Source organism: Bacillus sp. GS3m_15504 (genome assembly GCF_055825275.1).
In genome coordinates, this window is record NZ_JBVVNL010000001.1 from 3306031 (window position 1) to 3328944 (window position 22914).

Here is a 22914-nt window from a genome sequence, read left to right on the forward strand (position 1 = left end):
GATAAATCATTATCAACGCCTATATTATACGATTCTCCTTTATAATTCAATATTTTTAAGGAAATTGTTACTCTTAAAATGTGAAAATCTGATGAAACTTGACAATTTACAACAATATATTAGATAATGACTGTTTATTTTCCTATTCTATATGTGAAAATTAAAAAAATCCCTCTACGATGAGAGGGATTTTTTCTTATAATATAATCGCAATTAATCCGCCAGATCCTTCATTAATAATTCTTTCTAGCGTTTCTTTTAATTTATATCTCGCATTTTCTGGCATTAAAGATAGTTTCGCTTGAATGCCTTCCCGAACAATAGAGCTCAGCGAACGTCCAAATATATCTGAATTCCAAATTGATAATGGGTCATCTTCAAAATCTTGCATTAAGTAACGAACTAGTTCTTCACTTTGTTTTTCCGTACCAATGATTGGCTCAAACGTGGACTCCACATCAACTTTAATCATATGAATAGATGGGGCTACAGCTTTTAATTTCACACCAAACCTTGAACCGTGACGAATAATTTCTGGCTCATCTAGGCTCATGTCAGCTAACGCAGGCGCCGCTACACCATATCCTGTTTGTTTTACCATACGCAGAGCATCCGCCACTTGATCATATTCTATTTTCGCATGAGATAAATCGAGCATAAGCTTCAATAAATGATCTTTCCCTCGAATTTCTACCCCTACTACTTCTTTTAAAATTTGATCATACAATTCATCTGGTGCATATAAATCAATCTCTGCTACACCTTGCCCCATATCAATGCCAGCTAAGCTCGCTCGATCAATAAATTCATACTGACTAAACTGCCATACGACACGGTCTACATCACGAAGACGTTTTATATCCTTGACAGTCTCTTGAACGGCTTCTTGATAACTTTGACGTAACCAATGTCCTTCATTTAGCACCATTACCCAACTCGGAAGGTTCACATTTACTTCTAAAACAGGGAACTCAAATAACGCCTCTCGAAGCACATTGTACACATCTGTCTCTCTTAAACTTTCAACACTCATCGCAATGACTGGGATATCATATTCTTCAGATAAACTTTGGCGCAATTGCTCTGTATCTGGATGATACGGCTGTACAGTGTTGATGATCATAATGAAAGGTTTTCCGACTTCTTTTAACTCATTTACTACGCGTTCTTCTGCCTCTATATAATCTCTTCTTGGGATTTCACCAATCGTTCCATCTGTTGTAATTACAACACCAATTGTTGAATGTTCTTGAATTACTTTACGTGTTCCGATTTCTGCAGCTTCATGGAATGGAATAGGCTCTTCATACCAAGGAGTATTAATCATGCGCGGGCCATTCTCATCTTCATAGCCTTTTGCTCCTGGAACTGTGTATCCGACACAATCTACTAATCGAATATTCACTTCAAGACCTTCATCTACTTCGATAGAAACCGCTTGGTTTGGAACAAATTTCGGTTCCGTCGTCATAATTGTACGGCCAGCAGCACTTTGAGGTAGTTCATCCTGCGCCCTTTGACGGTCAGACTCATTTTCAATATTAGGAATAACTACAAGTTCCATAAATTTTTTAATGAATGTTGATTTCCCTGTTCGAACAGCTCCTACAACTCCAAAATAAATATCACCGCCTGTGCGTTCCGCAATATCTTTAAAAATATCTACCTTTTCCAAGTGATTCCCTCCCTCAATATTTTTGGGAATAATTCCACGTTTATAGTCAACTAATACCTTCTCTAACGTTGCCTATAATATCTGATATAATATAATGGTATTCTAGAAGTTCGGACAATATATCATATAATTTTGTCCAATTTCATATGACTATTAAAAAATACCTTTTGTTTGCATCGCAAGTTGTGTAACATAAAAAACCTTTCTTCTAGAACTTATTCACTAAAAGAAAGGTTCATGACTTATGATTTTAAAAAAATTGGTTCTCCATTCTTTACTGTATATGGTAAAGAATACGCAGGTACAAACGGAGAATCTTTCGAAAGTATATTTCGAATATCTTCCCCCTCCTTTAATTGCCCTTCATTTTTTTTCAACGCTTCATATAAGTCGATTCTATAATCAACATAAATTTCTCCCTTCTCATTAATTACAAAAGGAAGGCCTTTACCAGAATACGGACTTGTCACTTGCGGTACATCTTTATATCCAAGTTTTTTGAAATCTAATTCATATACACCATCTGAAATTACCTTTTTAAAAGGTGGATATTGATGTTCATCTCGATACATCCTAAGCTTTAATGATAATTCCTGAATTTGTTCAGCCATCCTAACATCAATTAGCTTTACTGTCGGGTTTGTTTCAACGTCTATTAATACGTATTGATATACTCCCCCGCTTTCATAGGCATTCCCTGGTGCTTCTTGTATGTAACGCGGAGAAACCTTTTGAAAATCGATTGGATATTTTTGATAAATAGGCGTATTCATATCCCGCGTCTTAATTGGCAATATTCCATCATTTTGCTCCTTAAATGTCACAACAGCTTTTTGAACGACCTGTAGCTGATCTTCATAAGGAACAGCATTTTGTTTCATATTTTCTTTCGGATACAGACACCCTGTTAAAATGCTCATACAACAAAATATTAAAATAATATGGACTTTTTTCACTAGTAATCACCTTTTCATACTAATATAACTTACTCCGTATGTAACATTTCCGAGACCATTCTCTTTACTGCTGTACAGGTCCACTAAATACAACAAGAAAAATAACAATTCCTGACACAATCATAAGGGTGTACGCTACCAATGCTGTAATCCCTTTCAAAAATTTATTCTTTATTTTATACCTGCTTAGCAAAATAAAACTTACTGCAAAAAACATAAATCCAATCGCCCCTAAAGCAAACCACATTTTTATAAGCCCTTCCGACATATACACACCCCTTTTTATCAATCTATTTTTATACTATTTTAACAAATTAAAATCTTTAAACAAATACAAAAAGAACATTTTACTCCAAATTGCGAATATGTAACTTTAATTAATAGGTTTTTCAGCATTTTCCACCTATCTAGATACAAATAAAACCGAAGCGAGTGTATCTCTCGCTTCGGTTGACCAAATATGCCCAAAACAGCTCTATTCCCATACTTTCATGGCTATCATATGCACTCTACAAACTCTTTGTTTCTCATATTTTATTTTTTAAACATTTTGCTTAACGAGCCAAAATCTGCTGGCATATTATTGTTGATAATCGCTTTAACAATTTGATCCTCTTGTTCTTTCGGCACTTCACGTCCTGCCATAAGAGCCACTTGATGAATCAATTGACGAAGCACAGTCTCATCACGTAAATTCGCATTTTGTACAGATGATGCTAATTTAAAAATATCTTCTTTATTCACTTTCGCTTCTTTTTCAATGTTATTAAAAATGTTATTATCCATTCTTTTCACCCTCTCCTCAAGTTACTCTTTATCCTATGCAAAAATAAAAAAATGGTGAAAAGACCCAAAAAAAAATAAAAAACGACAGAAGTACAAATGCACTTCTGTCGCTTTTCTTTAAAGTAAGTCAGGTATAGCTTCCACTTCGTGTTTTCGAACACGCCCCATTAATGAGCCTACTGCATCTTTTACATTATTCCCATTGAATAGCACATCATATAAAGCAGCTGTAATCGGCATTTCTACTTCCATTTTTTCTGCCAATTCATGAGCAGCTTTCGTTGTTCTTACACCTTCGACAACCATACCCATGCTTTCTAACACTTCTTCTAAAGAGTGTCCTTTTCCAAGCATATTTCCAGCGCGCCAATTTCGGCTATGAACACTTGTACAAGTTACAATTAAGTCACCCATACCAGTTAGTCCAGCAAACGTTAACGGATTTCCGCCCATTTTTCTTCCTAAACGAGCAATCTCCGTTAAACCACGTGTCATCAATGCCGCTTTTGCATTATCACCTAATCCAAGACCATCAGTTATCCCAGCAGCTAATGCGATAATATTTTTTAACGCACCACCAAGTTCAACTCCAACGATATCTGGATTTGTGTATACACGGAAGTAACTATTCATAAACAAATCTTGTACTTCCTCAGCCGCTTCCATACGCTTTGCTGCAGACGTAACAGTTGTCGCTTGACGCAACCCTACTTCTTCAGCATGACTCGGTCCAGACAGTACAACAACATCTTTAATCAAGTCCTCTGGAATTTCTTCCTCAATCACTTCCGAAATACGTTTTGACGTACCAGGTTCAATTCCTTTACTTGCATGAATCCAAGTAGTCGGGCCTGCTACATATTTCTTCATATCTTGCAGTACTTCTCTATACGCTTTCGTTGGTACTACAAGAAGTACTACATTTACATCTACTAATGCTTCTTCTAAAGAAGAGTAGGCTACGATTGTGCTTGGCAATGTAATTCCTGGGAGATATCGACTATTCTCATGTTTTGTATTAATCTCATCCATAAGTTCAGAACGATTTCCCCAAATACGTACATCATGCCCATTGTCAGCTAATACCATCGCTAACGCTGTTCCCCAGCTACCTGCTCCAACTACTGTGATTTTTGTCATAAAATCACATCCTCTCCATTAGTCTCTTGCTCTAGCGATAATGTGAATCGGCGTTCCTACAAAGCCGAATGATTCACGTAAACGATTTTTTAAGAAGCGCTCATATGAGAAGTGCAATAGTTCTGGATCGTTTACAAACACAACAAATGTTGGTGGTTTTACCGCAACTTGTGTTGCATAGAAAATCTTCAGACGACTACCGTTATGCGTTGGCGTTGGATTCATCGCTACCGCATCCATAATTACATCATTTAATACATTCGTTTGAATACGGATACTATGGCTTTCATTTACCTCATCGATAACCGGTATTAACGTTTGTGTACGTTTTCTCGTTTTTGCAGATAAGAATACAATCGGTGCGTACTCTAAAAATTGGAAATGAGCACGAATGTTTTCTTCAAATGCTTTCATTGTTTTCTCATCTTTTTTCACTGCGTCCCATTTGTTTACAACGATCACGACAGCTCGTCCTGAATCATGAGCGTATCCAGCGATTTTTTTATCTTGTTCAATAATTCCTTCTTCACCGTCTAAAACGACTAAAACAACGTCAGAACGTTCAATCGCTCTTAGTGCACGAAGTACACTATACTTTTCTGTACTTTCATACACTTTCCCTTTTTTACGCATACCAGCTGTATCGATAATTACATAATCTTTTCCATCTTTACTATATGGTGTATCGACAGCATCACGAGTTGTTCCTGCTACATTACTAACAATTACACGCTCTTGACCAAGAAGAGCATTTACAAGTGATGATTTCCCTACATTTGGACGGCCAATTAAAGAGAAACGAATTGTATCTTCATCATATCCGTCTTCTTCAATCTTTGGAAAATGCTGTGCAGCTTCGTCTAATAAGTCACCTAATCCTAATCCGTGTGTACCTGAGATTGGGAATGGCTCGCCAAATCCTAATGCATAGAAATCATAAATGTCACTGCGCATTTCCGGATTGTCCACTTTATTTACTGCAAGTACAACTGGTTTATTTGAACGATATAATATTTTTGCAACTTCTTCATCCGCTGCTGTTACACCGTCACGACCATTTGTCATAAAAATGATAACATCTGCTTCATCAATTGCTACTTCAGCTTGTTGACGAATTTGTGTCAAAAATGGCTCGTCTCCAATATCAATTCCACCTGTATCAATAATGTTAAATTCATGATTTAACCATTCTCCAGCGCTATAAATACGATCGCGCGTTACACCTGGAATATCTTCTACGATTGAAACTCTCTCTCCAACAATTCTATTGAAAATAGTAGATTTCCCTACGTTCGGGCGGCCTACTATTGCTATTACTGGTTTCGGCATATACTTTCATCCTTTCAACTTGCTTCTGTTTATTATGTAAAAAACCCTTCTTTGTGCAAGAAGGGATTTGCATTCCAGAATATTTCTCAGCGTATCAAAACACCTCACATTATAACACACGTTGCTAATGTTTCACAATAATATATACATTCTCTTGTAAGCGATGCGCAATGCCGTCTAGAATTGCCTCTAAATTATTTGCAACAAATTCTAATTCCTCTGTCGATTCACAAGTAAATAGAGGGGCACCACCAGCAAACTTCTCCGGGGTCGTTGTAATAACTGCAAGAATTACACTTTCTAACATCATCTCTTATCTCCCCTTCCTTTCGGGGCTTCTGATGACATATGAACAGCACTTTCTAACGTCGGCACGTTCCCTATGACACCTATCGCTTTCTCCGCATCTTGATCTTGTGGCAAGACAAAGATTCCAACCCTACCATCCTCTAAATCACGCTTTGCTAATGGTACAAGTGCCGGCGTACCAGAATCTCTATAAATCCCTAAAGCAACAGAAACATCATGTAAAATAGCCTGTCGTTGTCCTAAGTTGGAGATTGTCACCATCGCATCAATTGATTTTGGCCTTAAAATAAAACCCATTCCATACTTCATAATTTCCTCTTGTCTCGCTGGCAATCCAATATTCATAATGTAAATATTATCAATATATAGCCCCGCTCCTTCAAAACGAAGTGGAACATGCTCGATATCAACAAGATCATGTAACCTCTTACCAGACATTAATGTTTTCGCGATAAAAAATGCGATTATGGCCATAATTACTCCGGCAATCCATGAACGAAATCCTATATACGCAAATGTCGTTGCAAACGACGTTAACATCGCCAAATAGTTGCGACTTTCAAAAACTAATGCAATTCCTTCAATATATGTATTCCCACGCGGTACAAGCTCATATCCATCTAATTGTTGAAGTGTATTCCTTTCCATGTTACGCACATCACGAAACTGTGTCGCTGCTAACGTAAGAAACGTAATGGCAGAAAAATCTTTTTTCAAAATGGATGGAATCGCGATTGCTCCTAAAGCCGCTGCAATTAATCCCATCGCAATGTGAATAATTTTCCCGTGGAGCCTCGTCGGATATTGCCGCGTATCTGTCCGGAGCATTAACACTCTCGTTACTGTCCCCGCTATTACGCCACATAAAATGGCCGGTGTATATTCAATCATGTATTACCCTCGCCTTTCTTTTACGTGTTTTTCTCTTGAACTGTTCCATATATACTGATGCTTTCGCAATCCAAAACAAAATTGCCATAAAAAATGTAGAAACGGCGACGCTATCAAAAAATGCTAAACTTCCGTAATCATAAGGAAAATGCAGTTTCCGAAAAATAATTGTCACAAACAATTCTCCCTGTAACATTCCTATATAAAGAGAACATAATCGTAGTATGCGATCCTCATGTAATAAAACGGCGGCATACACAAGAGCACTACTTAACAAAAACAACCTGTCCACCACAATCCAAATTGGATCATATACTTCTAACAAATGAAAACTTGTATATAACATTGCGATAATAAGTGCCGAAAGTAAGCTATATAATTTTTTCCAAATAGAATATAGTGCGATTCCTATAAAAGCAACAACAGAAAGTAACAGTGCATTTATTGATACCGTGAATGAAGCAATCGTTACATGTAACGGAGAGCAAATAATAAAAATCAATATACAAGCGCTTATCTTCCACCGAATAGAGTCCTTTTTCATAAAAAAAGTTACGACAATCCACCCTATCCAAGCTACAAAATAAAAAGTACTCCCTTCCATCATTTCACCTCCTATGTTTTCCATTATGGGAACTTTTTATGAAAGTTAATCCACTTTCTTCACGCATAGTTTTTTCCGATAACAGCAACACTTTTAATAAGGAGGTGCTATTCATTATGGGTAAAGATCGTCAAGAAAGAAAACTAAGAGAATCACGCCGCGTTGAATCTGACCGCGACCAATCACTACAATATCCGGGTGCAACTGGACTGGATACACCAGAGCAAGCTCGTAAGCAGAATCAGCACTAATGAATACAAAAAGACGGTTTCGATATTGTACGAAACCGTCTTTTACATATTCCTCATAATTTTTACTTATATCAAAATAATATTTCACATAAGAATCTTTCTACAAATTATTTTTGTTCCTCTCCCTTTTCCTTTGGCAAAATTAAACTTTCTTCAATAACTCAGTAGTAAACTATCCACATTCTCAGTCGCAACTTTTACAATATAATGTTTTTATATACATATTATAAAATATTTATAGACTATCAACTCCATCCCTAACCTTATATTACTAAAACGAATAGAATACAAAAAAACCAACCAATCGGTTGATTTTTTATCTTCTACTATAATGCGTCGTATCAATTCCACGCTGCGTTAACCAATGATACGTTTCACCCTTTATAACAAGAGGTACGGACTGTAACTCTTCTATCGTCTTTGCACCGAGAGCTGTCATAATAAATTTCAAATCTGTATGTAAAAGGTCAATTTCGTCCACCAACTTCTCGATACCATCTTCCATTAAAATGCGTAAAAAGTATCCAGCAAACGCAGTTGTATTCGCCCCTAATGCGATTGCTTTCGCTACGTCAAGCGCTGTTTGTATACCCCCAGATGCAATAAAAGAGAGGTTATTATTTGTAGAGGTTGCTTCAATAATCGAGGTAGCTGTTTGTATGCCCCAGTTATTAAAATAAGAAAGCATTCGCTGTCTTCTTTCATTTTCAACAGCAGCAAAATTCGTACCACCTTGTCCGCCAATATCAATTGCCGTTACACCTACGCTCGCTAACTGTTGCATTGTTTCCTTACTCATCCCAAATCCAACTTCTTTTACAATGACAGGAACTTTACTATTTAAAACAATTTTCTCAATACGCTGAAGTACACCAGTAAAGTCACGGTCTCCTTCTGGCATCGTTAACTCCTGTATGACATTTAAATGAATTTGTAGCGCATTCGCTCCAACCATATCAACAGCACGCTCTGCCTGTTCAACAGTTGCCTCACTACCTAAATTAGCAAAGAAAATACCATTTGGATTTACCTTTCTAATAATCTTATAAGAAGCAGCTTCACTTTCATCTTTTAACGCCGCCATTTGCGAACCTACAGCCATAGCAAGGTTATGATGTTTCGCTACATATGCTAATTGCTCATTAATATGTAACGTTTTCTCTCCTCCACCACCAGTCATCGCATTGATAAAAATCGGCGAACTTAGTGAAAGTTCGCCGATTTTTGTTTCACATGTTATTGTTTCATAACTTGAATTTGGCAAGCTTTGATGCACAAATTCAATATCATGAAAGCCATGCGTACGAGACTGACCAGTAGAAAGAGCGTATTCAATATGATCTAATTTACGTTTTGCCCTTACCACTTGTACCCCTCTTTATTTCTTTAATTTTTTCAGTTGTTCACCAATAATATCACTTAATTGGAAAGTAGCAGAATCAGCATTTGGTTCATACTGACTGTAATCTTCAGTTACATTATTTTCCTCAAGCGCTTCTTTTATACTTAAAGAAATACGTTTTTCTGCTACATGCACTTCAAGCACTTTCACTTTTACTTCTTGTCCCATTTCCAATACTTCATTTGGATTCTTCACATGACGATTTGCAATTTGAGATACATGCACAAGACCTTCAACGCCCGGTAAAATTTCAACGAATGCACCGAATGTAACAAGACGCTTTACTACTCCTTCACGAATATCTCCAGCTTTTACTTCGCCACCAACATTTTCCCAAGGTCCCGGCTGAGCTGCTTTAATTGATAAAGAAATACGTTGTGTGTCAGCATCAACAGATAATACCTTTACTTTTACCTTTTGACCTTGCTCTAATACTTCAGAAGGTTGCTCTACACGTTCGTGCGAAATTTGTGAAATATGAACTAAACCGTCCACACCCCCAACGTTAACGAAAGCGCCGAAGTCAGTTAGTCGTTGCACTGTTCCTTCAACAACGTCTCCTTCTTTTAATGAAGAAATCGCTTCTTTCTTCTTAGAATCTAGTTCTAATTCTACTACCGCTTTATGTGAAAGGATTACACGATTTTTTTCGCGGTCTAATTCAACAATTTTCACGGCTAACGTTTTGCCTTTATAGTCAGTAAAATCTTCTACATAATGTACTTCTACAAGTGAAGCCGGGATAAAACCACGAACACCAAGGTCCACAACTAATCCACCATTCACGATATCTTTTACAGTAACATCAAATACATGACCAGAATTAAATTTCTCTTGTAATTCTACCCATGCTTTTTCTGCATCAACAGCACGTTTAGATAATACAAGATCATTCTCTTCTAATTTAATAACCTTTAATTCTAGTGTTTGATCTAATTCTACAACATCGCTTGCTTTTTCAATATGAACGTTAGCTAACTCACTAATTGGAATTACGCCATCTGTTTTGTATCCAACGTTTACAAGCACTTGTTTCTCTTCAACTTTCGTTACAGAACCTGTAACAACGTCACCAACTTGTAATTCTTTTGAATCCATAACTTCTTCATTCATTTTCTCTACCATGGAAATACCTCCCTACAGAATTGACAAAGCATTTTTTATGTATATACGAAATGAAAACAATTGTTTTCATTTGCATGTTTAAGAATTTATCATCACATACTTAAGCTTCATACATTTCACTAGAAAATATATTAAACCTATATAAATAGTATACAGCAAAATCATGTTGAAGAAAGTATGTTTTGAAATATAATAGCGAATATATTCTGACAGTTTTATTCCTCTTTAACTAACTTCTTATAAATCCGGTCATTTGTCAAGGAAAGAGACTCACAATTCACGTATCCTTTACATTTTTATATAAACAAAAAAGAAAGAGGCTACCCCCTTTCTTTATTTCGCAAACACTCCCGAAACAATACCCATAATTTTTTGGACAACTTCTTCAATTGATAAAGAAGTTGTATCTAATTCCAATGCATCATCAGCTTTTTTTAGAGGAGAAACTTCGCGTTCTGAATCTAATTTATCACGCTGAGCAATTTCTTCTTTTAACTGCTCTAAATTAGAATCGAAACCTTTATTCATATTTTCTAAATGTCTTCTTTCTGCTCTTTCTTCAACAGAAGCAAGCATAAAGATCTTCACTTCAGCATCCGGTAACACATGTGTACCAATATCACGACCATCCATTACAACGCCGCCTTTTTCCGCTAACTCTTGTTGACGGCGTACCATTTCTTCACGAACAAGGCGATGTTTCGCCACAATAGATACTCGATTCGTTACCTCAGGTGTACGAATTACTTCAGAAACATCTTGTCCATTTAAAAATACAAGTTGTGTATTTTCTCCTTGCTGAAACTCGATTTTCACATTCTTTACAACTTCCATTAGCTGCTCTTCATTTTCAATATCCACTTTTTGCTCAAGGGCTGCGTATGTAATCGTACGATACATTGCGCCTGTATCAATATAAACGTAAGAAAGCTTCTTCGCTACAACTTTCGCAACTGTACTTTTTCCAGCAGCTGCTGGACCATCTATAGCAATTGAAATTCTTTTATCCATCGTAACACCTCATTTTTTCACTTATAAAACAAAACGAAAAGCAGGTATTCTCCTGCTTCTTCTCATTTGCTTCACGTCATTAAATCCTCAATTATTGTAGCATAATCCTTCATAGAAGAAAATGAAAACTACCTATTCACCTGTAAGATTTTCGTTTTGTTTTTTACCATAACACCTTCATAATAAACAATTTTAGATAAGTATTTCACCGATGATTTATGTATAAATAATAATTGTACAACACAAAGACAAATAAATTGTATTATTAATATACGAATAAAAATTCTCTCCATCTTTTTCACCGTAATTGCTCCCTCTTATACTATATTTTTACATTTCATTTTATTATTTTATACATCGTACATATAGCAGTTCATTTTATTGTCATTTCCGAGGCATACTTTTATACATTTCCATTGTCGAATTTACTCAAAACATGTTATGTTCTAAATGTATTTTTTACTTGAAAGGGGTATAAGCATTGAAAAGAATCCTAGTTTTACACACAGGTGGAACAATTGCAATGGAGGAAGATAAAGAAACTGGGGTCGTACAACCAGGTGAAAAAAATCCTCTTTTAAAATTCATTCCTGATTTAGAAGGCGATGTTGATTTAATCGTTGAAGATGTGTTCCATCTACCATCTCCTCATATGACACCGAGCGAAATGTTACAATTACAAGTCATCATTGATGAAAGAGTAAAACAAGACAACATTCATGGCGTAGTCATTACTCATGGTACGGATACATTAGAAGAAACAGCCTACTTCTTAGATTTAACAGTACAAGCAACTATTCCGATCGTTGTAACAGGTGCAATGCGATCTAGTAATGAATTAGGTGCTGATGGTCTATATAACTTCTTATCAGCTGTAAAAGTCGCTAGCAGTAGTGAAGCCGCAGAAAAAGGTGTTTTAGTCGTATTAAACGACGAAATTCATTGCGCTACAAACGTAACAAAAACACATACAAGCAATGTAGCAACATTCCAAAGTCCACAGTATGGACCAATTGGTATGGTAACAAAGCGCGGCGTTGTATTCCACCATGCTTTAGTACATCATGAAACATATTCAGTAAATAAAATTTCTAAAAATGTAGTCGTTCTAAAAGCTTACGCTGGTATGGACGATACATTGTTAGCAGCAATTGAAAATCTTCCAGTAGACGGGATTGTTATTGAAGCACTTGGACAAGGTAATTTACCTCCAAGAACACTTCCTAGTCTAGAACGATTAATAAACAAAGGAATTCCTGTCGTATTAGTTTCTCGCTGTTTCAACGGCATCGTTCAAGATGTATATTCATATGAAGGTGGCGGCAAACAATTAAAAGATATGGGTATTGTATTCACATACGGTTTAAACGCTCAAAAAGCACGTATTAAATTATTAGTTGCATTAGAGAATACAACTTCTCATGAAACAATCCAAAACATGTTTATGCATGATTAAAAAAAGAAGCTGTCGAAGTTTATTTCGACAGCTTCTTTTTACATTTCTCTTGTTGCGATGGTTTGCGCAATTGCATCTCCATGAAATCGACCGTTCTCAATAAATATTTCATTTGCATTATTTCCAGCAGCAATTACACCTGCAATGAAAATATTTGCAGCGTTCGTTTCCATCGTATCCTCTGCATAAATTGGACGTCCTGTCGCTTCATCAATCCGAACACCCATCTTTGTTAAGAAGCTATGATCTGGATGGTAACCAGTCATCGCAAATACAAAATCATTTTGGATTGTATTTGTCTCGCCATCAACCGTATACGTTAATGTATGCTCAGTAATTTCTTTCACATGAGCCCCGAAATGCATGTGAATTGTACCATTTCGGACTAACGCCTCAAACTCTGGCAAAATCCACGGCTTTATGCTTGGTGAATACTCACTTCCGCGATATAGTACCGTTACACGCGCACCAGCTTTAACAAGCTCTAACGCGGCATCTACACTCGAGTTTTTCCCACCTATAACTACTACATCTCGATCAAAATAAGGATGTCCTTCTTTAAAATAGTGAGCTACCTTCTTCAATTCCTCACCTGGAACGTTCATATAATTTGGATTGTCATAATATCCAGTTGCTACAACAATATATTTCGCTATATATATTTCTTTACTTCCGTCACGCTTTGTCGTTTCAACCTGAAAAACTTCTCCATCTTTTTGAACTTTCTCCACTCGTTCAAAAGCATTTACACGTACAGATTTACGCTTTACTACTTCACGATAATACGCAAGCGCTTGATTTCGAACAGGCTTACGATTTTCTGTAATAAAAGCTACATCACCAATTTCTAATTTTTCACTAGAAGAGAAAAATGTTTGATGGGTTGGATAATTATAAATCGCATTTACAATGTTTCCTTTTTCAATTACTAACGGATTTATCCCTACCTTTTGCAACGAAATTGCTGCTGCTAATCCGCACGGACCGCCTCCAATTATGATAGCTGTTTCTTTCTGCATACTCGGTTCACTCCTAGTCTTCTACCAATACACTATTTATAAAAACAAGAAAAAACCTACTTACAGCAGTAGGCACCTATCTTTATTGTATTCATTTTTCATATATTTGTCATCTAAACGAAACGTACATCCGATAGACATCTGCTAAAAACTGCTGAAATTTAATACCTTGTTTCCCTAAAACATTTTCAGGATCAATCTTTCTGGCTGGATCAAGTGTTTTATGTGATACGATATCTTTTTTCGGATTCAAGCCGAAGTTTTGACATAAATACGCATGATACCACGTAAAACGGGTATATGCTTCCCAAAAATTAACATCACCGCCATAACAAAGCTCCACTCCAATAGCAGCCTTATTGGCATCATACCCATACAAGTCATTATCTGTCGGCACACCATATCGAACATGATAAGCAACTTCATTTATAGGAATAATTTCTAGTATTGTTTTGTCATCTATAAATGTATGTGCCGAAGCTTTCGGTTGTATCTCATTAAAATAATCCCGATTCCCAATCGCATTGCTACCAGGATTCCCCGTATCATGGCTTACAATAAACCTTACTTTAGAAAGAGGAATTCCCGGCCGTGAACTTCCATATCCAATATAGTTACGCTCTATAGGAAACATCGCCATTACTACCAACTCCCGCTTCAGAAGATTACCTTACTTCTTTATATATGTATTCGGTAGCAATGTCCTTATAGCATATTTCTTACGCGAAGAGAAAATCGAAAATATTTGATGTGAACACCATAAATAATAAAATACTTACAGCAACTCCATAAAAACCGTAAAACCAAACACAATCTTCTTTCGTATCTAAACCGAAAAATTTATTTACTGATTGTAATAATGTGCCGCGCTTACTTTGTTTGTTTCTTAACACTTCCACTCGTTCTACAACATCCGCTGGCATCATAAATCTTTGGTCTACTGTCATTTTCATCATTTATCTCTCCTTAAAATCATTTCCGTTTTGTTTATCTAAGGAGATTATAGCACGTTTGTTCGCATAGAACAAGCGTTCTTTTTGTTTTTATTTTATTTTTCGGAAAATCCAGTAAGAATCGTGATTACAAAGGCTATAATCGGTCCTACTACAACCGCACCAAATATTAAAAACAGTAATCCTTCCCCGAACACCCGAACAATACTTGTCTTTTTGGCTTTCGTCGCTCTTGCAAGTTCTCCCTCTAACCTCTTAACCTTTTCTTCTAATTGTTCTACTCGTTCCATCATTTTATTTTCCATACACAACACCTCACTCTAATACTTCAACAAAAAAACGTGATTCCCTCGAAAGGAATCACGTTTTCTCACAATATAATATTATACCCAACCTCTGAAGCGACTTGCTTCAGCCATTTTACGAACACCGACCATATACGCCGCTAAACGCATGTTCACTTTACGAACTTGTGCTGTTTCATAAATAGAATCAAACGATCTTACCATTACTTTTTCTAAACGTTGTTCTACTTCTTCTTCAGTCCAGTAGTAACCTTGGTTATTTTGTACCCACTCAAAGTAAGATACTGTTACCCCACCAGCACTTGCTAATACGTCTGGAACAAGTAAAATTCCGCGATCTGTTAAAATTTTAGTTGCTTCTAATGTTGTTGGACCATTTGCAGCTTCAACAACGATTTTTGCTTTAATATCATTAGCATTTTCTTCTGTAATTTGGTTCTCAATTGCAGCTGGAACTAAAATGTCGCAATCAAGTTCTAACAATTCTTTGTTTGAAATTGTATTATTAAATAGTTTTGTTACTGTACCGAAGCTATCACGACGGTCTAATAAATAATCAATATCTAATCCGTTTGGATCATGTAATGCGCCGTAAGCATCTGAGATTGCAATAACTTTCGCACCTGCATCATGCATAAATTTAGCTAAGAAGCTACCAGCATTACCGAATCCTTGAACAACAACGCGTGCACCTTTAATATCAATGTCGCGTTTTTTTGCAGCTTCGCGAATACAAATTGTAACACCTTTCGCTGTTGCTGTTTCACGTCCATGTGATCCACCTAATACAAGTGGCTTACCTGTAATAAATCCTGGTGAATTAAATTCGTCAATACGGCTATACTCATCCATCATCCATGCCATAATTTGAGAGTTTGTGAATACATCTGGAGCTGGAATATCTTTCGTCGGTCCTACGATTTGGCTAATTGCTCGTACATAACCGCGGCTTAATCTTTCTAACTCACGGAATGACATTTCACGCGGGTCACAGATAATTCCACCTTTACCTCCGCCATATGGTAAGTCAACAATACCACATTTTAAACTCATCCAAATTGAAAGTGCTTTCACTTCATTTTCTGTTACATTCGGATGGAAGCGAATTCCACCTTTCGTTGGACCAACAGCATCATTATGTTGTGCACGATATCCTGTAAATATTTTAACAGTCCCGTCATCCATACGAACTGGTATTTTCACTGTCATCATACGAATTGGCTCTTTTAATAATTCATATACTTCGTTTGGATAACCCAATTTTTCTAACGCTTCACTAATAACAATTTGTGTTGAATTCAATAGTTCAAAATGTTGTTCCCTTTGTTGTTGTGTTTTTGTTTGAGTTCCCTTTTCGGCTACCATAGTAAGTAAACCCCCTGTAATTTCACTTGTTTAGTAAACCTTCATTGCCTAGTATACACCGTTAAATTTGGAATGCAATAGAAAACGCTAACAAATATATACAAAGTATTTCCTTTTGCAAGCGTTTTCACTATCATTATAGTCCTTTTATTGCTTTTAGAAAAGTAAAATACTTAAATATTTAAATATTTTTTATTTAACTTAAATACAGCACTTTAAAAAGATACATTTAAGTAAAATAAAAAACAAAACCTTAGCTATGTTATATTAGCTAAGGTTTTGTTTTTTCACAAAGTAATTGTGTATTTGTTCAATTGCTTGAGAAGCCATTAATTCTTTACCATACTCCATTAGACGATAAATAGTTGCTGTAGACGGATTACCATATTCCGCTAAAATAGCTATAAAATCTGCCTTCAGTAATTGTATTTGCTCCTCTTCTTCCATCCAAAGATAGAAACGCCCATCCCACGTATATAATTTTCCGCCAGTTACATCAAGGTTATATAAACGATTCGACAGGTTAATTACGTCATCTAGTGTAGCAAACTCATAAAGGATATGCTCGCTTTCATCTAGAGTCACTTGCATTTCAATAAACTCGTCACGGAACTCATCATCTGTATCCGCTTCTTGATGTTCTTTCGTTACAATTACGACCATTCCTTGCGCTTGTAGAGAAAATACTTCAACTGCAATCGGGCCATCCGCTTCAAATCCCAATTCTTTATTTGCTTCTTGCATCATATCACGAAATAATTGCTGTACTTTCGGTGCATTTCTCCACAAATCTTCTTTCGTTAATCCTCGTTCAGATAAATCATCAAATGTTAAGAAAATTTTTATCTTATTGTAATTTAATCGTTCCAGCCTCATCTCATACCCTCCCTACGCAACCAATGAATATAATTTTTATTATATGAAATAGAAAATAGATGGTTCTTTTCGAACAACTATTCTAACATTTTTAACCAATCATCCCATTCTTCTTTCGTATCACCAATTAGGCTTGTTTGAATGTTCAACTGATCTCCAGCACCTATTTCTCCTATAACCCCAACAGAAAGGTTTTCACTTTTTTCTTGCAACAAATTCAAGTAGCTCATTGCGTTCTTCAGTTCTCGTCCGTCATCAAAAGAGATTACTACATATTTAGGTCTTATTTGCTCAACAGCTAACGTAATACTATCTTCCGCTAAGCTTGCCCTAATATATATCACCTCATATCCTTTTAATCGTAAATACGTTGAGAAAACAAACCCTTTCAACATATTACTTTCTAACACAACAACTTTGTGTATAGAAGAAAACGATGATGCATTATGATATATCATCCCTAGACGCGTTTGTAAAAATGATACGACATATTGGAATTGCACCATTGTAACTTCATTATTATTTTTTAACGTTAACAATTTATTTGACACTTGAAGAACAATACTTGCGATAACTTTTTCTGTTGCATAAATACTAAAAGCCTCGTTTAACAATGCAGAAGTTGTAATTTCATCAAATTTTAACAAAGCTTGTAGTAAATCGTCCACTAAAACAACTTCTCTATCGTAATGTATTTCATTTTCAACACTATTCTGCAAACGATTCCCTTCTAATAATTGAACTGCTTGTCCAATCATCATGCCGGAAGAAACCTTGTCCATTAACCATTTCAAAATTTGAATATGCTCTTCTGTATATAATCGATGCCCCGCATGATTCCGCTTTGGGGCAATCATTTGATATCTTCTTTCCCATGCACGAAGCGTACTTGGTTGAACTCCAATTATTTTTGAAACAGCTTTTATGTTATATTTTCCGTTTAGAGTTGGCATCATTTCCCTCCGCATAACGTAATAATATGTGTTTGAGCAGGTGCTCGGAAGCGAAGTGGAATCAACGTTGTTCCATACCCATTACTAACAAAAAGAGTTATATTTGAATGCTTATATACGCCACCTTTTAAATATTTTTTAGATGGGAATAATCGAATCTGCCCTCCATGTGTATGTCCACTTAGCACAAGTGAAATTTGTTCTTTTCCAGACATTTTATTTATTATATCAGGGTTGTGGCTAATTAATATGCGAAAACCATCTTCTTTACAATCAGCCAACGCTAAATCTAAACGATCACGTTCCAAACCAACATCATCTACACCGAGCAAACAAATTTTCTCTCCTAATTCAGACTCAAATACAACTCTTGTATTATCTAAAACTTTCACATTATTTTCTAATAACAAAGCATCTAATTCATGATATTCAATTTCATAATCATTATTTCCCCATACAAAATATACAGGAGCTATCGCTCTTAGCTTTTGTATATTTGCAGAGATTTTCGATAAAGGGACACCTTTTTCCGCTAAATCACCACCAATAATTACAAGATCAACTCTTCCTTTTACTTGTTCAATTAACGAATTCGAAATGACCCTTCTATGAATATCAGATATAAAAAATACATTTACTTTTTGAAAACTTTTCGGAAATTCTTCAAATATTAAAGTATGTTCTAGCACCGTATCACGCATTGCTTCTGTATACATTACAAGAAGCATTATAATACCAATACAAACGAGAGTACTTAATAAGATAATCCATATCATATATTTTTACTCCCCTCCTCATAAAGATAATCCTCAGTTTTTATAGTAAGTATTTTACTAACTTTCTCGCTTTGTGGACTTATCTTTTATCGGAATTTTTAATTCTTGACCTACATTCACTTCATCTTTTTGTAAATCATTATACTTTTTAATCACTTCGATTCCAGTTTCATCTGAAAAATATTGCTTCGCTATACTTTCTAAAGTTTCTCCCTCTTTCACCGTATGCGTGACGACTTTCTCAGATGATGCCTCGGACTCAGATTTAGCTGAATCAAAAAAAATGACCTCAAATGCACTTTTTCCAGCGTTATTACTATCACTTTTCACCTGAATATATTTATCTGTATACCATAAGATACTAATTGGTAGTAATATGAATAGAAATGTTAAAACTCGAACGAAAATATGATTCATTTTAAACTTTTGTTTTTTTTCTTTATTTCTATGAATTTCACTACGCGGCGGTAAACCTTCTTTTTCTTCCACTCGCTCAACTTCTAATTCCTCTTCAAAATCAGGAATTCGTTTCCTCATGTTGTTCACCACCACCTTCCATTTATTTTCTTAATTGGAGTCCCATTATAAAATCAACAAGAAAGTGTGCAAAGATTGTTATAAACAAATTTCCTGTCCATTCAAATACGTAACCAAAGACAAAACTAATGAAACAGACGAAACAAAACAAAAATGGCTTTTTTATATACCGAATATGTAACACTGCAAATACAAAACTCGCTATTACAATTCCAAAGTGCGTCTGCACTACACCTCTAAATAAAAATTCTTCTGCAAAGCCGATAATGAACGTAATAACGAGTAGATGCATAACTGACATCCCTTGAAACATCCTATCGTTAATACCACCATCATCAAACCAAGACTCTGGAAACACCCGCATTGCAACATAATCTAATAACACAATACCAATTGCTAACAAGCCACCTATTATAAGTATAGACACCGGTTCCCATTTCCATAGACTATACACCGATTTTATATCTCGGAATAGTATATAGGCTAGTAAACAACCGATACCAATAATAATGAACTGTGTGATATACAGATTCAGCCTTATTTCTTTCGGACTCATATCTTCAATATTATGCCTTTGAATGTTCATCATTCCCCCATCTTTTCTAGACCGAAAAGCTTTTGTAACTCTGTTTCCCAATTATAGTCGAAATCCGATTGTTGCGCTTGTCTTTTTTTATAATCTGTTTTTGTAATATGACAATAGTCGCAGCAATTCTTTAACTCGCCCTCTTTTCTGTAACCGAACTGTTGCAATAAATATTCACGTCTACATCCTTTCACTTGTATCCATGCTTTCATGTTTTCTAGCTCACTATATTTATTACGTAGCCTTATTTCTACTTCAGCTATTAATCTGTTCATAATTTCATCTGACAAGCTCTCTAATTTTAATTTTCTCTGTTGTATGATTCCAAGCTGTTCAAGATGATAGCGGATGAAACGCCAATATTGTTCATTAAATCTTGCTGCATTATAACAAATTTCTTCTACCTCTTCTATTGGTAATTCTTTCGTTTGAAACATTCTTTCCTGTAGTAAAGAAAATAAAAATTGTATTTGTGACTGGCTTGGCAATTCATCTTCAATTATTGAAATTGGTAAATCGTGATCTAACGGACTACATAGTAAAATAGCTATACTTGGTTCACCATCTCTTCCAGCTCTTCCGATTTCTTGTAAATAAGAAGCTATATTAGTCGGATAGTGAAAATGAATAATATATCTCGTGTTCGATTTATTTACTCCCATACCAAAAGCACTTGTACATATTACAAGCTGCAATTGGTCATTCATAAACTGCTGTTGAATTAACATACGCTCTTCATGTTCCATACCACCATGATAGAAAGCGACACCAGTCACGCCTTTTTCTCTTAAATATTCCGTTAAACGTTCTGTCCACGCTCTGCTTGAACAATATACAATCCCCGGCCCTTGTAAATACATCACCTGGTCCAAAAGCGCCTCTTTCTTCTCTTCTATCGTCTCTACAAATTGTACTTCCATTGCTATATTTGGACGATCAATAGAGTATACATGCTGCGTCACATTCTCCAAATTCAAACTCTCTGCTATATCTCGGAGTACATCTTTCGTCGCTGTTGCAGTTAATGCTAGCACCGTAGGAGACCCGATATTCTTAATAACTACATTTAGTTTTTTATAATCTGGTCTAAAATCATAACCCCATTGCGAAATACAATGAGCTTCATCCACAACAAATAATGAAATATGAACTTTCTTCAATTCTCTTATTAACAATTCCGACTGCAACATCTCTGGTGAAACAAAAATAAATTTATAAGAAGCTAATCTTTTCATCGCTTCTCTTTTTTCCTGTAATGTCCGAAAACTATTAAATGCTATCACTCGGTTTTTCACAACATATTTTAATTGTGTAACCTGATCTTCCATCAAAGATAATAATGGTGATACAACAAGTACTGTCCCTTCTTGCATAAGCCCTGGAAGTTGATAGCACATAGACTTCCCCCTTCCGGTCGGAAGCATCGCTATAACATCTTTTCCTTCCAATAAATCTGTAATGACTCCTTTTTGACCTGGACGAAATTCAGAATATCCAAACCACCTATATAAATATTCCTCAAGTTTCATTTATACCCTCCATCCGCGCCAATACAAGACGAACTTCAAAATAAGAGATATCCTCTCCAACCGCTTGTTTCAACTCACGCAGCTTACGTGTTTGTAATGCATCAATTACTTCTGTTACTTTATCTATTTTGTCTTTTTCCATAAACATTTCAATTGAAAAATCTCTTTCTCGCAAAGCAATTTCAACAAAATGATCTTCTATCGTTGCAACCTTTAGATTTCTAATTGTCGCTATTTCTTCTAATGAGCGCCCTTGCCTCCAAAAATTATATGTTTTTTTCGTTGATAAACTAAATAATTCAGCTCTCTCATTTGGATAAGAGATAATCTCAGATAATAACGGAAATTCATTTTCATAATCGCGAACTTCTTGTATAAGGAAATGAATTGTACCCCAAAATAAAAAGTACACCCTGAAAACATCTCGTCTCGTAATTTCTGCTAACTGCTGCAATGTACAACCGATACGTTCATATCCTGTTAATCTATATGTTACAATCGTTGCTTCTACCACATCACATTTCCTTAAAAGAGTATATATTTCTTTCCATAATCCTTTTGCCAATTCACTACGCCTATACGGCATACCTGTTAAAAAGCGTTTCACCCAAACCATTATTTCTGTATCTTGTTGAATAGGAATAAACTTCGTATTATTCTGTTGTAAATTAGATATAGTTTGAATAATTAAGGATAATCTTTTCCAAAATGTTTCACCTAATTCACCATAGTGCAAACCATGTAAATGCGCTGGAAAAGCATACCCTTCCTCCCATGTATGTAACTGCATTTTACCTTTAGGTGTTAACAAATATGTATTTTCATGTATCTCTTGAATCAAATCTGCTTGCAACAACTTTGCAACTTCACGATCATATTCAGCTCTATTTAGCGATTTATATATTCCAAACAAAAAAGAAATTCGGAACATATTTCCATCTTGTAACGTTTGCGAAGAACGTTTTCCCTTTAATAAATAATAAATAGAAGAAACGGTCCTTTCACCATTCAATTGTTTTAAACAATACAATACAGTATATTGTAGTTGCATTACCGCTTCCACCTTTCAATCTAACTTAG

General features: G+C 35.6%; 27 protein-coding genes. 2 read left to right on the forward strand and 25 right to left on the reverse strand.

All coding sequences use genetic code 11. From position 1 onward, the window contains the following. Positions 1-196: 196 nt before the first annotated feature. From spoIVA to AC0L0O_RS17395, 9 genes are all read right to left on the reverse strand, one after another. Entirely contained in the window at positions 197-1675 is a 1479-nt protein-coding gene (gene spoIVA, locus AC0L0O_RS17355) for a stage IV sporulation protein A (protein ID WP_000416519.1), read from the reverse strand. Positions 1676-1917: 242 nt separating this feature from the next. After that, on the reverse strand, positions 1918-2631 hold the full coding sequence (locus AC0L0O_RS17360; RefSeq protein WP_000755475.1) for a hypothetical protein: 714 nt from the start codon (positions 2629-2631) through the stop codon (positions 1918-1920). 64 nt (positions 2632-2695) lie between these two features. Further along, positions 2696-2899: a DUF2768 domain-containing protein gene (locus AC0L0O_RS17365; RefSeq protein ID WP_001288995.1), complete on the reverse strand. Its 204-nt coding sequence runs from the start codon at positions 2897-2899 to the stop codon at positions 2696-2698. 266 nt (positions 2900-3165) lie between these two features. After that, positions 3166-3417: a stage VI sporulation protein F gene (locus tag AC0L0O_RS17370; protein ID WP_000369753.1), complete on the reverse strand. Its 252-nt coding sequence runs from the start codon at positions 3415-3417 to the stop codon at positions 3166-3168. A 117-nt stretch (positions 3418-3534) separates the two neighbouring features. After that, positions 3535-4557, reverse strand: coding sequence for an NAD(P)H-dependent glycerol-3-phosphate dehydrogenase (locus AC0L0O_RS17375; protein WP_000161776.1), 1023 nt, complete (start codon positions 4555-4557; stop codon positions 3535-3537). An 18-nt stretch (positions 4558-4575) separates the two neighbouring features. Then, positions 4576-5886 (reverse strand): ribosome biogenesis GTPase Der, encoded by a 1311-nt coding sequence (der, locus tag AC0L0O_RS17380; protein WP_001125893.1) that lies wholly within the window; start codon positions 5884-5886, stop codon positions 4576-4578. 124 nt (positions 5887-6010) lie between these two features. Beyond that, the gene (locus AC0L0O_RS17385; protein WP_000979054.1) at positions 6011-6196 is read right to left on the reverse strand and encodes a capping complex subunit for YIEGIA; all 186 of its coding nucleotides are present in this window, start codon (positions 6194-6196) and stop codon (positions 6011-6013) included. Then, entirely contained in the window at positions 6193-7086 is an 894-nt protein-coding gene (locus AC0L0O_RS17390; RefSeq protein WP_000575278.1) for a YIEGIA family protein, read from the reverse strand. Before AC0L0O_RS17390 ends, AC0L0O_RS17385 begins: the two co-directional genes overlap by 4 nt. Next, a complete protein-coding gene (locus tag AC0L0O_RS17395; RefSeq protein WP_000399218.1) occupies positions 7079-7690 on the reverse strand; it encodes a YphA family membrane protein in 612 nt (203 codons plus the stop codon). Before AC0L0O_RS17395 ends, AC0L0O_RS17390 begins: the two co-directional genes overlap by 8 nt. Positions 7691-7806: 116 nt before the next feature. Here AC0L0O_RS17395 and AC0L0O_RS17400 point away from each other — a divergent pair, with 116 nt between their 5' ends. Continuing rightward, complete coding sequence (locus AC0L0O_RS17400; protein WP_000513900.1) at positions 7807-7941, forward strand: YpzI family protein; 135 nt, start codon at positions 7807-7809, stop codon at positions 7939-7941. Positions 7942-8257: 316 nt separating this feature from the next. Here AC0L0O_RS17400 and AC0L0O_RS17405 read toward each other — a convergent pair whose 3' ends face one another. From AC0L0O_RS17405 to AC0L0O_RS17420, 4 genes are all read right to left on the reverse strand, one after another. Next, positions 8258-9307, reverse strand: coding sequence for a type 2 isopentenyl-diphosphate Delta-isomerase (locus tag AC0L0O_RS17405; RefSeq protein ID WP_000251062.1), 1050 nt, complete (start codon positions 9305-9307; stop codon positions 8258-8260). Between the two features lie 12 nt (positions 9308-9319). Further along, positions 9320-10468, reverse strand: coding sequence for a 30S ribosomal protein S1 (gene rpsA, locus AC0L0O_RS17410; protein WP_000229574.1), 1149 nt, complete (start codon positions 10466-10468; stop codon positions 9320-9322). 333 nt (positions 10469-10801) lie between these two features. Beyond that, the gene (gene cmk / locus AC0L0O_RS17415) at positions 10802-11479 is read right to left on the reverse strand and encodes a (d)CMP kinase (RefSeq protein WP_000361264.1); all 678 of its coding nucleotides are present in this window, start codon (positions 11477-11479) and stop codon (positions 10802-10804) included. Positions 11480-11607: 128 nt separating this feature from the next. Beyond that, positions 11608-11781 carry a YpfB family protein gene (locus AC0L0O_RS17420; protein ID WP_000738053.1) on the reverse strand — a complete coding sequence of 58 codons (174 nt, stop codon included), beginning with the start codon at positions 11779-11781 and terminating at the stop codon, positions 11608-11610. 179 nt (positions 11782-11960) lie between these two features. Here AC0L0O_RS17420 and ansA point away from each other — a divergent pair, with 179 nt between their 5' ends. Continuing rightward, positions 11961-12935 carry an asparaginase gene (gene ansA / locus AC0L0O_RS17425; protein ID WP_000822018.1) on the forward strand — a complete coding sequence of 325 codons (975 nt, stop codon included), beginning with the start codon at positions 11961-11963 and terminating at the stop codon, positions 12933-12935. Between the two features lie 38 nt (positions 12936-12973). Here the strand turns inward: ansA and AC0L0O_RS17430 are convergent, their stop codons facing one another. The 12 genes from AC0L0O_RS17430 to AC0L0O_RS17485 all read right to left on the reverse strand — a co-directional run bounded on the left by AC0L0O_RS17430 (position 12974) and on the right by AC0L0O_RS17485 (position 22885). Continuing rightward, positions 12974-13954 carry a YpdA family putative bacillithiol disulfide reductase gene (locus tag AC0L0O_RS17430; protein WP_001168489.1) on the reverse strand — a complete coding sequence of 327 codons (981 nt, stop codon included), beginning with the start codon at positions 13952-13954 and terminating at the stop codon, positions 12974-12976. Positions 13955-14063: 109 nt separating this feature from the next. Next, the gene (locus AC0L0O_RS17435; RefSeq protein WP_001240643.1) at positions 14064-14594 is read right to left on the reverse strand and encodes a peptidoglycan recognition protein family protein; all 531 of its coding nucleotides are present in this window, start codon (positions 14592-14594) and stop codon (positions 14064-14066) included. Between the two features lie 79 nt (positions 14595-14673). Further along, a complete protein-coding gene (locus AC0L0O_RS17440; protein WP_001983018.1) occupies positions 14674-14910 on the reverse strand; it encodes a DUF3961 domain-containing protein in 237 nt (78 codons plus the stop codon). A gap of 92 nt (positions 14911-15002) precedes the next feature. Continuing rightward, positions 15003-15212 carry a hypothetical protein gene (locus AC0L0O_RS17445; protein ID WP_001982936.1) on the reverse strand — a complete coding sequence of 70 codons (210 nt, stop codon included), beginning with the start codon at positions 15210-15212 and terminating at the stop codon, positions 15003-15005. 78 nt (positions 15213-15290) lie between these two features. Then, on the reverse strand, positions 15291-16577 hold the full coding sequence (gudB, locus tag AC0L0O_RS17450) for an NAD-specific glutamate dehydrogenase (protein WP_000225170.1): 1287 nt from the start codon (positions 16575-16577) through the stop codon (positions 15291-15293). 267 nt (positions 16578-16844) lie between these two features. Beyond that, positions 16845-17453 (reverse strand): genetic competence negative regulator, encoded by a 609-nt coding sequence (locus tag AC0L0O_RS17455; RefSeq protein ID WP_001235392.1) that lies wholly within the window; start codon positions 17451-17453, stop codon positions 16845-16847. 77 nt (positions 17454-17530) lie between these two features. Then, the gene (locus tag AC0L0O_RS17460; RefSeq protein WP_001983168.1) at positions 17531-18406 is read right to left on the reverse strand and encodes a MerR family transcriptional regulator; all 876 of its coding nucleotides are present in this window, start codon (positions 18404-18406) and stop codon (positions 17531-17533) included. Further along, complete coding sequence (locus tag AC0L0O_RS17465) at positions 18406-19182, reverse strand: metallophosphoesterase (RefSeq protein WP_000637817.1); 777 nt, start codon at positions 19180-19182, stop codon at positions 18406-18408. Before AC0L0O_RS17465 ends, AC0L0O_RS17460 begins: the two co-directional genes overlap by 1 nt. Positions 19183-19239: 57 nt before the next feature. Then, positions 19240-19719, reverse strand: coding sequence for a LysM peptidoglycan-binding domain-containing protein (locus AC0L0O_RS17470; RefSeq protein WP_001231543.1), 480 nt, complete (start codon positions 19717-19719; stop codon positions 19240-19242). Positions 19720-19741: 22 nt separating this feature from the next. Then, positions 19742-20305, reverse strand: coding sequence for a CPBP family intramembrane glutamic endopeptidase (locus AC0L0O_RS17475; RefSeq protein WP_001025765.1), 564 nt, complete (start codon positions 20303-20305; stop codon positions 19742-19744). Further along, positions 20305-21834 carry a RecQ family ATP-dependent DNA helicase gene (locus AC0L0O_RS17480; protein WP_000762994.1) on the reverse strand — a complete coding sequence of 510 codons (1530 nt, stop codon included), beginning with the start codon at positions 21832-21834 and terminating at the stop codon, positions 20305-20307. The genes AC0L0O_RS17475 and AC0L0O_RS17480 overlap by 1 nt, the downstream gene beginning before the upstream one ends. Next, positions 21824-22885 carry a YpbB family protein gene (locus tag AC0L0O_RS17485; RefSeq protein WP_001176993.1) on the reverse strand — a complete coding sequence of 354 codons (1062 nt, stop codon included), beginning with the start codon at positions 22883-22885 and terminating at the stop codon, positions 21824-21826. The genes AC0L0O_RS17480 and AC0L0O_RS17485 overlap by 11 nt, the downstream gene beginning before the upstream one ends. Between the last annotated feature and the right edge of the window lie 29 nt (positions 22886-22914).